The sequence below is a fragment of the Streptomyces sp. NPDC020801 genome (assembly GCF_044334385.1).
GTDB lineage: Bacteria > Actinomycetota > Actinomycetes > Streptomycetales > Streptomycetaceae > Streptomyces.
Map to the genome: position 1 here is coordinate 272,243 of NZ_JBIRST010000010.1, position 16,098 is coordinate 288,340.

The 16,098-nt window shown below is 67.4% G+C and carries 13 protein-coding genes; 2 read left to right on the top strand and 11 right to left on the bottom strand.

The annotated features are described in order from the left end of the window. Window positions 1-3 precede the first annotated feature (3 nt). The 9 genes from ACH4UM_RS22515 to ACH4UM_RS22555 all read right to left on the bottom strand — a co-directional run bounded on the left by ACH4UM_RS22515 (window position 4) and on the right by ACH4UM_RS22555 (window position 12,078). Window positions 4-1,041, bottom strand: coding sequence for a hypothetical protein (locus ACH4UM_RS22515; RefSeq protein WP_398181992.1), 1,038 nt, complete (start codon window positions 1,039-1,041; stop codon window positions 4-6). A gap of 19 nt (window positions 1,042-1,060) precedes the next feature. Beyond that, a complete protein-coding gene (locus tag ACH4UM_RS22520; RefSeq protein WP_398181995.1) occupies window positions 1,061-1,921 on the bottom strand; it encodes an amidohydrolase family protein in 861 nt (286 codons plus the stop codon). Between the two features lie 73 nt (window positions 1,922-1,994). After that, window positions 1,995-3,230, bottom strand: a complete 1,236-nt coding sequence (locus ACH4UM_RS22525; RefSeq protein WP_398181997.1) for an ABC transporter permease — start codon at window positions 3,228-3,230, stop codon at window positions 1,995-1,997. After that, on the bottom strand, window positions 3,223-4,770 hold the full coding sequence (locus tag ACH4UM_RS22530; RefSeq protein ID WP_398181999.1) for a sugar ABC transporter ATP-binding protein: 1,548 nt from the start codon (window positions 4,768-4,770) through the stop codon (window positions 3,223-3,225). The genes ACH4UM_RS22525 and ACH4UM_RS22530 overlap by 8 nt, the downstream gene beginning before the upstream one ends. A 55-nt stretch (window positions 4,771-4,825) precedes the next feature. After that, entirely contained in the window at window positions 4,826-5,818 is a 993-nt protein-coding gene (locus ACH4UM_RS22535) for a sugar ABC transporter substrate-binding protein (protein WP_398182002.1), read from the bottom strand. Window positions 5,819-6,086: 268 nt separating this feature from the next. Further along, window positions 6,087-7,448, bottom strand: coding sequence for an adenylosuccinate lyase family protein (locus ACH4UM_RS22540; protein ID WP_398182005.1), 1,362 nt, complete (start codon window positions 7,446-7,448; stop codon window positions 6,087-6,089). Next, a complete protein-coding gene (locus ACH4UM_RS22545; RefSeq protein ID WP_398182008.1) occupies window positions 7,448-8,224 on the bottom strand; it encodes an SDR family NAD(P)-dependent oxidoreductase in 777 nt (258 codons plus the stop codon). Before ACH4UM_RS22545 ends, ACH4UM_RS22540 begins: the two co-directional genes overlap by 1 nt. After that, window positions 8,221-9,570 (bottom strand): aspartate aminotransferase family protein, encoded by a 1,350-nt coding sequence (locus tag ACH4UM_RS22550; RefSeq protein WP_398182011.1) that lies wholly within the window; start codon window positions 9,568-9,570, stop codon window positions 8,221-8,223. The genes ACH4UM_RS22545 and ACH4UM_RS22550 overlap by 4 nt, the downstream gene beginning before the upstream one ends. Window positions 9,571-10,983: 1,413 nt before the next feature. Continuing rightward, window positions 10,984-12,078: a sugar ABC transporter substrate-binding protein gene (locus ACH4UM_RS22555; protein ID WP_398182014.1), complete on the bottom strand. Its 1,095-nt coding sequence runs from the start codon at window positions 12,076-12,078 to the stop codon at window positions 10,984-10,986. Window positions 12,079-12,615: 537 nt separating this feature from the next. On the opposite strand from ACH4UM_RS22555, the gene ACH4UM_RS22560 reads away from it, so the two are divergent. Beyond that, window positions 12,616-12,798, top strand: a complete 183-nt coding sequence (locus tag ACH4UM_RS22560) for a hypothetical protein (RefSeq protein ID WP_398182132.1) — start codon at window positions 12,616-12,618, stop codon at window positions 12,796-12,798. Window positions 12,799-12,923: 125 nt separating this feature from the next. Next, a complete protein-coding gene (locus tag ACH4UM_RS22565) occupies window positions 12,924-13,658 on the top strand; it encodes a hypothetical protein (RefSeq protein ID WP_398182017.1) in 735 nt (244 codons plus the stop codon). Between the two features lie 133 nt (window positions 13,659-13,791). Here ACH4UM_RS22565 and ACH4UM_RS22570 read toward each other — a convergent pair whose 3' ends face one another. Together ACH4UM_RS22570 and ACH4UM_RS22575 are read right to left on the bottom strand one after the other, a co-directional pair. Next, complete coding sequence (locus ACH4UM_RS22570; protein ID WP_398182020.1) at window positions 13,792-14,265, bottom strand: hypothetical protein; 474 nt, start codon at window positions 14,263-14,265, stop codon at window positions 13,792-13,794. A gap of 270 nt (window positions 14,266-14,535) precedes the next feature. Continuing rightward, the gene (locus tag ACH4UM_RS22575) at window positions 14,536-16,053 is read right to left on the bottom strand and encodes a hypothetical protein (RefSeq protein ID WP_398182023.1); all 1,518 of its coding nucleotides are present in this window, start codon (window positions 16,051-16,053) and stop codon (window positions 14,536-14,538) included. Window positions 16,054-16,098 lie beyond the last annotated feature (45 nt).

Below are 16,098 nucleotides of genomic sequence, written 5' to 3' on the forward strand. Positions count from 1 at the left end.
CCGTCACGACCTCGGCGATTCGTCTGCGACAGCCTCCGGGTGCTCCGCGTCAGCGCTTCCCGACCTGCTGTTGCCCAGGAGAGCAGCCATCGCCGGCTCAGCGGGATACGCGGCGGCCGCGTTCTTGAACACGAACCATGTGCACGGCCCGTCCAGATCGCACCCCAGGAGGGGCCTGAAGGGCGGTCGGCCCTCGCGTACTTGCAGCCACTCCATCACGATCGCCGAGTGGACGGCGTACCAGCCCATGTCGGTGCGGTTGTAAGTCCACTCGTATGGCTTGCGCGGACCGGCCGGATCGCACGCGCGTCGGCCGCTGTCCGGATCTCCGCGCCGCAGCACACCGCAGCTGCCGCACGGATCCAGGACCATGCGGTACGCGTCCTCGTCTTCGGCGATGACGACGTCTCCGCGGTGGCGGGGTCCCGACAGGTGACCGCGCATGCCTTCGACGGACAGCTGGAGGCGTTCGAGCGCGTCCATCTCGTACCAGTTGGCGTATCGCCTGGACCACAAGGAGTTGTACGCCTCAAGCACGACGTCCCGAACCGCCTCGTCACCGTGGTCGGTGGCAAGCTCGGTCAGCAGGTGCTGGGTCCACCAGACCAGGAGGTCGTGAACGCTGGCCGTGCGGATCCGCATCAGTTCGGCTCTTGCGGCCGCCGCATCTCGGTCACCGGCCCGGCAGGCGGAAATGGCAGCCACGAGGTCACCCTCGCCGGCGTTGAACGAGCCCAGCGACGAGGTGATCACCGCGGCCTCGGCCGATGCCGCCGACCGGTGCAGGCCGGCCAGGCCGGCTCGATGGGCCAGGATCTCGGTCAGCCAGGTGAGGACCGCTTCGTTGATGCGTGTCATCTCCTCGTGCTGATAGGCGATGAGATCGGCCGCGACGTCGTACCGGCTCTCTTCCAGGGCCCGTTCTGCAAGCGTCAGACTGGACGTGCCCAGGGTGACCAGGTCGTCGTCTCGCATGCGCCGCCCCAGCGACGCGTTCCATCCGACCGGCGACCCGGCCACTCGTTCATAGAGGTGAGTCATGAGTATCCTCGGTGAGGTCTTAAAGATCGCCTTCGCGTTCCAGGTCGATCCCATAGAATCTGATCGCGGTTTCCCCGAAGACGGCGTCCTGGTCACGCTGGGGCAGATGCGCCATGAGTGAGCGCGTGGCCTCCCACACCTTCCGGTAGCCGCCTGCGAGAAGCGTGACCGGCCAGTCACCCCCGTACATGAGCCGGTCCGGGCCGAAGACTTCCAGGGCGAAGTCCACGTAAGGCTTCAGGTCGACCGCCGTCCAGTGGATGGGATCCGCAGCGGTGTTGAGGCCCGAGATCTTCGCGTGCACGAGCGGGTTCTCTGCCGCGACGCGCAGGTTGTCCGCCCACGGGTTCCAACCTCCGTCGGCGATGGGGGGCTTCGCCAGGTGGTTGATGACCATCCGCAGATTCGGGTGCCGCTCCGAGAGCCTGGGTACATGCATCAGGTGCCGCTGGGTCACCGCGACGATGTCGAAGGTGAGGCCGTGCTCCGCGAGCAGGGCGAGGCCGTCTTGGACCTCAGGTCTCAACAGCCAGTCCTCGTCGGACTCGGTGTGGATCAGGTGCCGGACACCCACGATGCGACGATCGTCGGCGTAGTTCTCCAGGAGGGCCTCGGCCTTGTCCGGTCGGTCGAGCGGCACCCAGCCCACGATCGCCTTCACCAGTGGCGACCGGTCCGCTACCGCTTGCATCCAGCGGGTCTCCTCGACCGAGTCCGCCGACTGCACCATGACCGTTCCGTCCACGCCACAGCCGTGAAGGTCGGGCTCGAGCTCGGCAAAACGGTACGTGCGGTACAGCACGCCGAACTGCGGGGTGAGCCACGGGTAGGCGACACGCTTGAGGTCCCATACGTGCTGGTGAGCGTCGATGATGGCCATGTCTGTCTCCGAAGTGACGGCCCGGGCAGGCACCGTACAAGCCTGGTTGCCGGGTGGCGAGGTAGACGTGTTCTTATGCCGTTGCCTGCGTCGCATCGAGGGTGCTCTGAGTCAATGCCGGGCTCGGTTCCTGCGGTTGCGTCCCTTGGCGCGCCGGCTGCCTGGACTTGCGTCGGCCGCTCACCGTGTAGATTCCGGCCGCCACGATGAGCACGACGCCCTCGATCAGCCCCTGCCAGTTCGCGCCCAGGTTCAGCACGTTGAAGCCGTTGCGCAGTGTGAACAGGATCAACGCGCCGACGAGGGACTTGGCGACGGTTCCGCTGCCGCCGAAGAGCGATGTGCCACCGAGGATCGCCGCTGCCAGCGCCGTCAGCTCGAAGCCGGTGAGTCCGGTCGGGTTGATCGAGCCGAGGCGAGCCGCGTAGAGGGCGCCGGCGAACGCCGCGACCGTTCCGTTGAGCACGAAGGCGACGACCTTGTAGCGGTTCACCGCGATACCTGACAGACGGGCCGCCTCGGCGTTGCCTCCGACCGCGTAGAGTCGTCGGCCGACCGTGGTGTACCGCAGCACCGCGCCCGCACCGACGCCGAGCACGAGCAGGAAGATCGTCTGGTGGGTCACGCTCAGGGAGTAGCTGAGGAAGAACGAGGCGATCGTGCCGGCGGTTCCGAAGCTGATGCACACATACACCATCCGGTCCAGCGGTGCCCGGCGATGCCGGCAGGCGACGGCACGGACCCCGCCAGCCAGGAGCAGGACGATGCCTGCCACCAGCCACAGGTTGGGGGTGGGGAGCGCCGAGCCGTCGAGGGTCTGCAGGGCCTTCGCCCCGCTGCCGTCGGAAATGATGATGGTGCGACCGTTGGTGAGCACCAGGACGAGGCTGCGGACCGCGGTCATGGTGCCCAGGGTCACGATGAATGCGTTGATCCCGATGAGTTGCACGATCACGCCGTTCAGCAGGCCTACGCCCGCTCCGACGAGCAGCGTGACGGCCAATCCGCCCCACAGCCCGAGTGAGGGTACGGCCATGAGGAAGACCGCGGCTCCCAGCGCGCCCACCGACCCGATGGACAGGTCGAAGTTTCCGCTGATGAGAACGACTGTGGTGAAGATGACCAGGATGGCGACCACGGCCGTCTGGTCGAGCAGGTTTCCGATGTTCGCCGGCGCCAGGTAGGGCGGTCGGCCGAGATCAGCGCTGAGGAAGGACAGGACCGCGACGATCGAAACGAAGGCGTAGTAGACGCCGGCGTTGGCCAATCCGAAGCTTGAAGACACCAGTGCGGACTTGCGGTTAGACATGGCCGTTCTGCTCTCGTTGAGGTTGCCCGCCCCGGTCGATTCCGTTCGCGAGCATGATCAGTTCTTCTTCGTCGGTCGCCCGTGGATCACGCTCGGCGACGAGGTGCCCATTGCGCATCACGACGATGCGAGTGCAGACCGCGAGGAGTTCCTCGAACTCACTCGACAGTACGAGGGCTGCCTGCCCCTGCCCGGCGAAGTCCCGGATCAGCTGCAGGATCTCCGCCTTGGCTCCGACGTCGACTCCGGCCGTCGGCTCGTCCAGGAGCCACAGGCGCGCGTCCGTATAGAGCCACTTGGCGAACACCACCTTCTGGGCGTTGCCACCGGACAGCTCCCCCGGGACGGTGTCCGCGCCATGGGCCACGATGCCCAGGTCTCGGATCGCGCGCTGGGACCTGTCCCTCTCCCGCTGCTCGTTGGCGATGCCGTAGCGGGACACGGCGTTGAGATCGGTGATGGATACGTTCTTCCAGATCGGCATCTGAGGGAACAGGCCCTGCGCTGTCCTGTCCTCCGGGACGAGGGCGATTCCGGCGGCGACGGCAGCCTTGGGGTTCCCTGCCACCTCGACGCCGTCGAGGGTGATCGTCCCCGACCGCTTGTCCGCGCCGAAGATGGCGCGTACCAGCTCGGTGCGGCCCGAGCCCAGCAGCCCGGCGACGCCCACGATCTCCCCCTGCCGCACGGCCAGGTTCAGGCCGCGGATGCCGCTGGCGGTGGAGAGGTCGCGCACGTCCAGCAGCACCGGGGCGTCCTGATCAGCCCGGGTCGGGGCGAGGTGCTCGACGGCGAACAGTTGCCGCCCTGCCACGGCCCGGGCGATGTCCTCCTCGGCGAGACCGCTGGACTGCGCCGACAGCACGACCTGGCCGTCCCGCAGCACGGTCACGACGTCGGTGAGGTCAGTGATCTCGTCGAGGAAGTGGCTGACGTAGAGGAACGCGGTGCCGTCGGCCGAGAGCCGTCGTACCACATCGAAGACGACCTGCCGTTCGGCGTGCGCCAGGCTGGCAGTCGGCTCGTCCATGACGATCAGGCGTGCACCGGAAGCGAGCGCCTGGAACAGACAGACCATCTGCCGTTGCCCGATGGGCAGATCCCCGACGATGGCGGATGAGTCCAGGTGGTAGTTGACTCGCTCGCAAATGGCGTCGAACGCGGCCGGAAGGTCCCCAGGCCGACGGAGCCAGCCGCCCCTGTCCAGGAAGACGTTCTCCAGGACCGAAAGCGTGGGCACCAGGGGCACGTGCTGGTAGATGGTCGCAAGACCCCTGTCCCGGGCGGCGCGCGGGGACCTCCACGAAACAGGCTGGCCCTCCCAGCGGATCTCACCGGCGGTGGGCCGGTCCGCCCCGGCTATGATACGGATCAAGGTGGACTTGCCGGCACCGTTGGCGCCGACCAGGCCGTGCACCTCGCCGGGGTTGACCGCCAAGGTGACGCCGCGCAGCGCACGAGTTCCGTTGGGGAACTGCCGCTGGATTCCGGTAAGTTGCAGCAGTGGCGGGTGAGCTGTGCATTGCGCGACGTCAGTCATGTGTCTGCATCCTTGGTGCCTTGCGGTGGTCGTACTTGACTGCGGTGCGCGGATGTCACCACTGCGGCGTGCATTCAGCCACGTTGTCCTTGGTGATGGCTGGTGTCGGGTAGGTGACGAACCGCGAATTCTGAGGCTTGCCCGCCAGCGCGTCGTACAGGGTCTGCATGGCCAGCTCCCCCATGTCCACCGGCTTGTAGCAGACGGTCCCGTAGACGCTTCCCTGCTTGACCGCGTCCACGCCCAGCTTGCTGCCGCCCACGCCGATCACGACCGCCTTGCTGGATGCGGCCTTGATGGCCTTCCCGCAGCCGACGGCCATATCGTCGCTGAGAGCGTAGAAGAGCTTGATCTTCGGGTGGGCCTGGAGCATGTTCTGGCACGCGGCCTGGGCCTTGTCCGGCACCCAGTCGCCGGGCTGACTCGCGACGACGCTCAAGTTGACACCGGCGGTCTTCGCGGCGGCCTGGAACTTCGCGACACGGGTGGTGTTCTCCGCGAAGCCGGCCGCGCCCTCCACGATGGCCATCTGCCCACCGTGAGGCAGCGCCTTGAGCGCGAGTTGACCCGCCTTTGCCCCGGCTTGTTCTTCGTTCTGCGTGACGAGTGCGGCCAGCGCGGGGTAGACGTCCTCGGGCTGACGGGTCTTGGGGTCGCCCACCTGGGAGGCAACCGCGACGGTCGTGATCCCGGCTGCCTTCAGTTCATCGGCCCACTTGGTCGACGTGGTGCTGTCCACGGGGAGCAGCAGCGCGCCCTTGGGGTGCTGGGAGATGATGTCCTGGACGTCCGATGACTGCTTGTCCGCCTTTCCCTGGGCATCGGTCTCGGTCACGATGGTGACACCGAGCTGAGCTGCCTTCTCTCTTATGCCCTTGCTGATCGCTGCGGGGAAGGGGAAGTTCAGACCCAGGTTGCTGATCGCGACCGTGAACTTCTTCGGTGCGTCCGAGTGACCCGGCGCTGCCGAGTCGCCCGAACCGGGACCACAGGCTGTGAGAGTGGCGCTCATGAGGGCTGCGACGACCACCCAGCGTGATTTGATCACGATGACTCCATTCGATTCTCTAGTGAGATGCATCGCCGTCATTCGACGGCCTGCCCGGTGATACCTCCGCGTTGCGGCGGAGGGCGTCTGTGTTGTCAGCGGCGTCCGACGGGACATACCGAACGATCCAAGCGACGAAGATGTCCGTGTGAGATTCCGGGAATCGCCCCGGGCTATGCCGGTGCGGCACCCGCCTCTCCCACCAGGCGACGAGCTCGGCCGCGAGTCCTCCGGTCCGGCCCGGAGCCACGTCATTGCTGCTCCGTTCTCAGGAGCGCCGGGTGGACTCCTTCACCACTGCGGACCAACGGTCGCAGGCGGCCTTGCAGATTCCACGTGCCTCGCCGAGGTATGCCTCGGGACTGATGGGCTGACCAAGTCCGTCCGCCAGGCCACGGCCGGCGAGCTGGGAGGCGACGGCCTCATGGAACGGCCGGCCTTCGCTACGGCTGCCGTGCGCGGCCTCGTAGACCAGGTCGTGTGCCTGTTCCCGTCCCAGGACCGGCGCGAGGCTCATCATCATGGCCTCACTCATGAGCAGCCCACCGTCGGCGTTCAGGTTCTGCCGCATGGATCCTGCGTCGACCACCAGCGTCGACACCACCTCGTGCAGCAACTTCAACGCCGAAGCCGTGTGCTCGACGACCTGGGGCAGCAGGATCCACTCCGCCTGCCATTCGCCGGCGCTCCGCTCATGCCCGGCTTCGATGGCCCGAACCAGTCCCGTGCCCTCGGACTGGGCTGCGATGCCGAATCCCACGATCGATTCCGCACCGATCGGGTTCGCCTTCTGGGGCATCGTGGACGACGCGCCCTTCAGGGGGGCGAGTTGCTCCCGCAACTCCCCGATCTCGTTGCGAGACAGGTCGATCACCTCGCGGGCAAAGCGAACGCACACAGCGGCGGCCATGGCGCAGCCGAGCGCGAAGTCTACGACCCGGTGCCGGGCGACGTGCCAGGGCACGTCTGATGCGCGCAGACCCAGCCCGGCCGCCATCGCGTGCCGGACCTCGACCCCGTACGGGGACATTGCCGCGTTGGTGCCTCCGGCTCCGAAGAGGCTCACCACCGACAGCTGTGAGTGGCTCGCACGCAGTCGTTCCAGGCAGTCGGCGAACTGGGAGAGATACACCGCCATCTTGGCGCCGAACGTGGTGGGAACTGCCTGCTGCCCATGCGTTCGCGCGGCGAGGACCGTGTCCACATGCTCGGTCACCTTCTCGGCGATGGCCTCGCCGATGGCGATGGTCAGGGACTGGAGATGGTCGCAGGACTCGACGAGCTGGAGGGACAGAGCGGAGTCCATGATGTCCTGCGTGGTGGCACCGTAGTGCACTCGCCCACCCGGGCCCGGCGGGAGCTGGCGCACAATCTCCCGAACCAGTCCAAGGATCGGATAACCGACGTTGCGAGCCGCCTTCCACAGGTTCTGCTGCTCGACCAGCCCGCTATCACACGCCGCCGCGATGGCCTCAGCCTCCGCCTCGGTCAGCAGACCCACCCCTGCCTGTGCGCGGGCCAGTTCGCGTTCGACGCGCAGCCACGAGGAGATGGTGCTGTCGGCGGACCAGATACTTCGGGCGACCGGGTCGGCGTACATGTGCTCGAGCAATCGGAACGAGGGTTCCATCAGTCCATCTCCAGTCCGCCGCACACATTCAGTGCTTGGCCGGTGACGTAGCCGGCGAGATCTGACAGCAGGAAGGCGACGACGTTCGCCAGCTCCGCGGGCAGCCCATCACGCCCGAGAGGAGTTGCCTGCCGGATCTCCTCGAAGTAACGCGCCCCCGCGCCGGGACCGAATACGGCATCACGGTCCGCCAGGATCTTGTCCCACATCGGCGTCTTGAACAGGCCCGGGCACACGGCGTTGACGCGGATCCGGGGCGCGAGGGCGGCCGCCGCGGACTTGGTCAGCGAGAGTACTGCGCTCTTGGACGCGGCGTAGTGCGCCGCGTTGGGGCGTGCGGATCGGGCGGCGACACTTGCGATGTTCACCACGGACCCGCCCTTCGTCATCGCCGCCGCCGCGGCCTGGACGGTCTGGAAGGTGGCGGTCAGGTTCACCGCCAGGGTCTGCTGCCACTCCTCGGGGTTGACATCCGTGAAGGGAGTGGTGTGCATGACCCCCGCCGCGTTGACCAACCCGTCCAGTCCGCCAAGCGCCGCGGTCGCGGCACCTGGGAGCGACGCAGCCTGTGCGACGAGATCGAAGGCAAGTCCGACGACGGTGCGGTCGTCGGGAGCCAGCGCGGCAGCGACGTCCTCCACGCCCGAGCCCGGACGGTCGGTGAGCACCACGTTCGCTCCGGACTGGACCAGAGTCGCGGCAATGGCTCCGCCCAGTGCGCCCGCGGCTCCCGTCACGAGGATCCGCCTGCCCGCCAGGTCGATCCTGGAGGTCATCGTGCCGCCTCAAGGTCGTTGAGCCCCTGGTCGAGCATGGCGACAAGCGTGTCGATCTCGGCATTGGAGATGACCAGCGGAGGAGCCAGCAGGAAGACGCGACCGGGATGCACGGTGAGCGTGACGAGTCCGATGTCGCGCAGTCGCTTGCGCAGCCAGACGCAGGCCGCGGCAGCCGTCCCGAACCGTCCCGCGTCGGCGTCGCCGCCCGGGAACACTTCGAGTCCGTTGAGCATGCCGACCCCGCGGGAGTCGGCGTAGACGCCATGGTGGCTGAGTGTGGCGAGCCCGTCCCGCAGGTAGGCGCCCTTCGCCGCCGCTGCCTCGGCCAGCCCCTCCTCCTCGAGGATCGCGATGTTCTCCGCGGCCACCGCGCAGGCGACCGGATGGCCACCGTACGTGTGTCCGTGAGCGAAGATCCCGTCCGGGCCGTGGACATCGTTGATCGTCTTGGTGACCTTGGAGTGCACGACGGTCGCACCGATGGGCATGTAGCCGCTGGACAGCGCCTTCGACACCGTCATCAAGTCCGGGGTGACGCCCGCCAGCTGACTGGCGAACATCTCGCCCGTACGGCAGAACCCGGTGATGACCTCATCGGCGATGAGGAGGATGCCGTGCGCGTCGCACAGGGCCCGCAGGGCCTTGAGGTCTGATGGCGGAGCGGCGGCCACCCCCGATGCCGTGGCACACGGGTCCACGATCACTGCGGCAACGTTCTCCGGGCCGACCTCCTCGATGGTTGCGGCGAACTGCGCCGCGCCCGCCGCGTAGGGCGCCCCCTTGCCCCATCCCTCGCCGGTAGCCGGTCCCTGCGCGATGACGCCGAACCTGTTGTCACCGAGGTAGACGTCGTTGCGGGTCGAGTAGTAGCCACCATCGCAGTTCATGGCGCCGAACGTCACCCCGTGGTAAGCGCCATTGCGGCAGACCACGAGCCGGCGATTCCTGTCGCCACGCACCCAGTGGTACTGCAGAGCCAGCTTCAGCGCCGTCTCCACTGCCTCCGATCCACCCGGTGTGAAGAGCACCCGGTCCATGCCAGGGGGTGCGATCGAGATCAGCTTGTCCGCAAGTGACAGCGCGGGGGGTGAGGAGTAGCGGAACACGTCAAGAAACGCGAGCTCCTGCATCTGCCGGGCCGCGGCGTCTACGAGTCGCTGCCTCCCATGGCCGACAGCCATGGCTTCGAGGGCCCCCACACCGTCGAGCAGCCTCCCCCCGTCCTGGCGCTCCAGCCAGACACCCCGGCCCCGTACCAGCGTCGGGGGGCCGTCAACAGCGGATGCCTCGTCCGGACGGCTGAACGGTGGCCACCAGGCAGTCTCGGAAACGGTCACGCTCACGGATCTGCTCCTCTCGATTACGGGGCGTCGGTCAAACGATTGACCTGAAACGTAGGTCCGGCAGTTGCCCCTGTCAAGACTGCGGTCAATCGTTTGATCACTTCCCCCGGTCCGGGTGGGACGAGGGAGCCGATCCTGCTGCCCGGACGCGGGGCCGGCATAGCGCGGGGACGCTGGTAAGGCGACTGCGGATCGCCAGTTTGGGTGGCTTTGACATAGAACGCGGAGGCCCGCGCCCGTGGCACGTTACAGCTGGCCGCACGGCAGCAGGTCGGCCCATGCCGAATTGGCATAACGGGCCCAGAGGGCAGGTGGGCAAGGGTGCGCGCGCTTGCCGTGGGCGAGGACCGGTTCCATGACCGCGTACTGGCGGTGCTGCCCTCGGCCGCCGCAGCGTCGAAGGGGCTCCACCGCAGTCCGGACGAACACCGCTTGCGCGTGAAGTCGACATCGGTGAGCTCGCCTCGGGCCGAACGCCGGCGGGATGGATTACGCGGTTCGGCTGCCTGGCTTGGTAGGTGAAAACGGACACCGTCCGTATCCGGGTTTGGACATCACTTGTCGATCACAGAGCCCGAAATCGTTGATGAGAAGTAACACCACTGCGGAGTGGACAGGGCGGACCTATTCGGCGGGTTCGGCGATCAGCACCGTCCCGATCTTGCGGAAGCCGAGTCGGGCGTAGATCTGCGCGACGTCGTCGTCACCTGCCGGCAGGAAGACGGTTTCCGCTCCCCGCTACCGGGCGTTGGCCACCAGTGCCGCGGTGACCGCGAACGCGAGACCGTGACGGCGAGCTGCGGGAAGCGTTCCGACGCCGACGATCTCGCTGACTCCTGCGAGCGGTTGCTGCCGGCCCGCGGACAGTGCCGACCCGTGCTCAACAGCACAGGGCTGCTGGCACGCGGCATTCCGGCAGTGGCGCCCCTGTCCCGCCGCCGGGCCGGCAGCTCCCACGGGCCCGCCGGGCCACCGGTGGGCAGCGGTTGGCCGCGGTCCTTGGGCGGACCTGGAGATGCCGTCGCCCGTGGCGTTGTTGGGGATCTCGCCCGCACTGCCCGGCCGCGCCCACGATCTCACCGCGGCGTCCCCATACTGGCCGACCGCGCCTGCATGGGGCACTGTCTGCGCCGAGCCGGGCGACGGCGGATGCTCGATGTTCGCGCGTGACGGCAGTGCCGGTCGGACTCACCCCGGGCGGCAGCGGGAACTGCCGCCCGGGCGGTATCACGTTCTTCCAGCCGGTGATCACGGCGCTGGCCGCGGTCGGTGCACAGCTCGGGTCCCGCCGGCCGGCCGAAGGCGATGCTGTAGACCTGCGTTGCCCGCCTGCTGGGGGAATCCTTCCGCCATCCGGGGAAGAGTTCACTCCCCTCCGGCGCGGCACTGGGATCCGCCGCATCGTCGAACCCACTACTTCGTGAGGCCGATCGCGGCGCAGGCCGCCTTGTACTTGGCGGTGCAGATGTCGGAGATCTTGTAGATGCCGTCCGCGACGACCGTGTCCTTGATGTTCTTCTTCGTCAGGGCGGTCACGGGGACGAGTTGGGCGGGGATGTCCTTGTTGGTCGGGCTGTCGACGTGGTCCCGGGTGAGGGCGTCGAACTCGATGTCCTTGCCCTGGAACCTGTCGACGGCCATCTCGGCGGCGGCCTCGGCCTCGCCGGGGTACGGCTTGTAGACGGTCATGTACTGGTTGCCGGTGACGATCCGCTGGACCGCGTCCAGATCTGCGTCCTGGCCGGTGAGCGGAGGGATGTCCGTTACGCCGGCTGCCTTGAGTGCCTTGACGATGCCGCCCGCCATGGCATCGTTGGCGGAGTAGACAGCGGCGATGTTGTCCTTGCCGATCTTGCCGAGTGCTTCGGTCATGTTGGCCTGGGCCAGATCCGGGCTCCAGTTCCTCGTGTCGTAGGACGCCGCGATCGTCACCTTGCCGTTCAGCTCGGAGAGGGCGCCCTGCTTGAACTGCTTCGTGTTCGGGTCGGTGGGCGAGCCGTTCATCATGACGACCTTGTCGGAGGTGTCGGCGTTCGGACCCAGCGCCTCCAGCAGGGTGCGGGCCTGCACCTCACCGACGAGTTCGTTGTCGAAGGAGATGTACGCGTCGATCGGACCCTCGGCCAGACGGTCGTAGGCGATGACCGGAATGTCCGCGTCCCTGGCCTTCTGCACCATGCCCGCGATGGCGTGCGAGTCGACCGCGTCGAGCAGGATGACGTCGACCTTGTTGTCGATCATCTCCTGCATCTGCTGCATCTGCCTGCTCGCGCTCGCGGCCGCGTTGACGTATTCGACCTTGCCCTGCTTCCGGGTAAGGTCGGCGACCTTGCTTTTGATGATGGGGTAGTCGAAATTCACGTAACGCGTGTTCGTTGTCTCCGGCATCAGCAGACCCACCGTGACGTTGTTGCCCCTGGTCGGGCTTGTGTCAGTGGAGCCCACCGGAGCGTTCAGCACGCTACAGCCGGCGAGTGAGAGGGAGACCGTGGCGGCTGCCACAGACATGACGAAGCTACGCATTCTCGGGCTCACTTCAGGCGCATTCCAAAGGTGAGAAGGTTTCACCACCCAGATGAACCAACAGGGAAGGAGGTCAGAGCCATCGGCGTCAAGCGAAACTACTGGACTGAGAAGCCGTATTCCTATCGTTCATGAGGACGGGTCTGTTCGAACGGGTCACTGGTCGGGTGACCTTGTCCGGATGGACGCATGACAGCAGGGCCTCTTGGCAGCTCGGGGTTGCGACGCCACGAACACCAAGAAGGCCCTGTTGTTCCAGTCTTGTGTGACGAACCGGGGCATGTCCAACTCCCGTGTGCCGTCATGCGATTGCCCTGCCTCAACACCGGTTCGGGAGCTCAGCCGACCGGCCGGAGAGGGTACGGAGGTACCCGTCGGACATGACCGACGCGGAGTGGGTGGTGGTACGTGAGGCGCTGCCGGTGCCGGCCTGGCTGGAGGGCCGGGGCGCGGCCGGCCGGAGGGCCACTGTCATCGGCAGATGCTGGATGCGGTCTTCTACGTCACCGGCAACGGCGTCAAGTGGCGCTCCGTTCCACGGCCTTTTCCGCATGGGACCGCGTCTATGCCTTCTTCCGCAGGCGGCGCAGGAACGGCCTGGTCAAAGAGCTGCACGACTGGCTGCGCGGCAAGGCCCGCGAGGCCGCGGGCCGCGATTGCGAGCCGACTGCGGCGGTCACTGAGCTCTTTCAGCGTGGCCACTGATCGGGTGATGGGGTCAGGGCGCGCAGCGCACAAGGCTCCCGTGCCGTTGGGTGAGGTGTTCGAAGTCTCAACCCACAGGCACAGGGCCGCGTTGGTTCCCTGTCCTGCCGCACTCGACCTGCCTCATGCACTGGTCGTGGGTCACGATGCACATCGTCACCCGCGAGGGTGACCGCCGCACCGGCATCGGCGTCCTGCGCGCCGTGCACACCGCCGGCAGCCCCGAGGCCGCCCACATGGGCGGCGGCGCGGACTGGTTCATGGACCACCGCATCGCCGACGGCAGCCAAGGGCAGATGTGCGGCAACGGCATCCGCGTCCTGGCCCGCTACCTCGTCGACGCCGGTCACTGCCCGCCCGGCACCCTCGCCCTTCCCCCCGCAGGCATCCGCCTGGCCCACCTCGACCATCGCACCGCCGGCTTCGGGGGACGCGTCACCGTCGGCATGGGCCGCCCCCGCCGGCCCGGCCCCGACCTGATCTGGTCTGCGCTTCCGGACTGCTCCACGAGGTACCTGCGCATCAGGAGGAGGTTGACGCCCAGCCCCTGCCAACAGTCGGGACCCCGCTTTTTCGAAGATGCCGTAGACGTCGATGAGACCCTTGCCCCGTGGACTGGCGGAACAGATCGCGCCCTACTCCGGCCGGACGCAGTCCGCCATGGACATCACCGGCACCCCGCCCAAGTCGACAGGGGCGTCCTGCAGCGGCAGAGACGAGGCCGTCTCCGCATCGGCCATGGCACCCGACGGGCCGGACACAACCAGAGCGGCGCCACTGCCCGACGGCGTCGCTTCGACGGCGTATCCGGCCGCCCTCAGCGCATCGACGACCGTCTGCCGGTAACCTTTCCGTCCTGAGAGCGCGAACAGGTCGAAGTCGTCAGTGGTCCGTTCGGTGAGTTCGTGCAGGAGGGCCGGCGGGCCTGACCTGCCGATGTGAGGATCCGGGCCACGCTGCCGGCGTAGGCGTCTTACAGGGCGCCGGACGCCATCAATCGGATATTTTCCGGAAATGGGTTTCACGGGGTGCTCGACAGGCCTCGATGTACCGCAGGGGAATCCCATCGAAGAAGTCCACCTCTCCGGTTTGCTTCGCCGTTTCCATCAGGACCATCGTGGCGGCTTCGAAGGACGGGGCGTTGGCGTAGATGACCGGCTTCTTCAGGATCCGGCTGCGTGCTGGGGGCGTCTGCTCGAACCGGTACAGCCCTGGAATCGTGATCCTGTACAGAAACCTGTCGTTGGCCAGTCCGCCGCACTCCTCGTCTGTCGCTGTAGAGACCAGGTACGGCAAATTGCTGCGGACATGGCTTTCTTCGAATGCTCTGGGATCACGGCAGAAGAGTTGTTTGACATCCTTGAGTGGCCGACTCTCCCTGGTCAGCATCCCGCCCTTCTCCTTGATGAGCTCCGGAGGTCTCCCGTCCGCACGATAAAGCGTCAGGGTCCGCTGTTCGGCGGCCACCGCGTACCCTTCGAGCCCCGCGGCACCCGCCGGCCCGACCGCTCCCGGCTCGGGCCTTTCCAACGTGGCCGGTCGGCCCTGCCCACCGCCACGCGCCCAGGCTGTCAGTTGCCTCTCGTGAAACGATGATCCGGCTGCAGGCCCTTGCGGGGGGACCATCGGTTGTGCCGCGGCCTCAACTGCGGGCACCACGGGCTTCGGAGCAATCCTCGGTCTGACCCCCCTTCGTCCCGCATGGGTACCTATCACGCTTTCTCCCCTCAGGCCCTGTCAGCCGCACCGGGTGTAGCGCAGGACGTGGACCGCCGTGGCGAGTTGCAGCAGTTTCCGGCGGAAATCGCGGAGCGAGTCGATTCCGAGGACCTCCCGGGTGTGGGCGGTCGCCACTGCCGACTTCTCCTCGTCCGTGAGGCCGGCGAACGCGCTGTCCGTGCCACCGCGGAGCCGCAGAAGGACGCCCTCCTTGGCGCCCAGCTCCTTGAATGCGGCCAGCAGGGCAACCGCCCCGGGGTCCAGGGGACCGCCGCAGCGCTGCAGGACCTCGTCCGCGGCGATCACCATCCGCCGGACGTATTTGACGCTCTGGTAGAACGCCTTTCCCGGGTCCTTCTCGTAGTGATGGAGGTCCTTGAGGGTGTCTCCGGCCTGTTCGTTGAAGGACTGGACGAAGTCGGAGAAAACGAGATCGGACCGGTCGATCAGTCCGGCCTGCTGCCGGTAGACCACATCGAAGACGGCGCCGGCGGAGTGATAGGCCTCCATCGCGTAGAGCAGCGCCTGGGAGTTGAGTTCGCTGACGCCCGCCTGGGTGCGCCAGCTGCCCTGGCTGTGCGGGGACGGTCTCTGCTGCAGGAAGGACTGCTCGGAGTCCTGGGCGCCGCGGGTGTGCATCGCGTACAGGATGTTGCGCGCACGCATCACGGCGTTCTCGTTCCGGTGTTCCATGGAGCGTACGAAGTCCTCGTCGCTCTGGGTGGGCCGGCGGGCGTGACCTTCCGATGTGAGGATCCGGGCCACGCTGCCGGCGTAGGCGTCGCACATGGCGCTGGCCGCGGAGAACGCGCCACGGGCATGTGTGGCGTGGGCGAACCGGGTCCCCGAGGGACGCGGAGCCGACGGGGACGGCGCCAGCACACCGTCTGCGACCTGGTTGACGTAGTGCTGCCATTCCCTGGCGTCCATGAATCTGCGGATCTTCGACAGGGATGCCACCTCCTGGGCGTACTGCCACTCGGGCGTCGCGCCTGCGTTGCCACCTCTCATCAGCCAGGAGTCCGGGCTGTGCCGCATCGTCGGCGGGGGGATCGTCCCCACGTAGACGTTGGTGTCGAAGACGACCCCGGATTCCTTCCCCCAGACGCTGCGGAACACGGCGTTGAATTCCTTCATCGCCGACCAGGTCTGCCGGCCGCCGATCAGCGTGACGTCGTAGTCGGACGTCTCGTTCTGGCTTCCGACGGCGCTCTTGGTGGCGCCCCGGCAGCCCGCGAGGATGGCGTCGAGGAGTGCGTTGACGTAGGCCTCGCGGAACCGGGTCAGCGCCAGCATGGGGCGGCCCGGCCGGCCGGTATAGGCCTTCTTGGCGGCCACCCAGTCGTTCCCCGTGCGCTGCAACATGGCGACGGCTTCGCTGTGTTCGGTCCGGCCGCTCCAGCCCTCCAGCTGGGCGAGCTCGTACGGGGATGGCGTCCCGGGGCGGGAGGTGCCCGGTGCAGAGGGGCGCCGGACTGGCGTCGTGGCGTTCACGTACACGGCGTCCCTCGTGGCAGCGGCGGGTGTCAGGGGCATCGTGTTCTCCTTTTCCTGGTGGGAGCCGTAGGCTCCGCCCGGCAC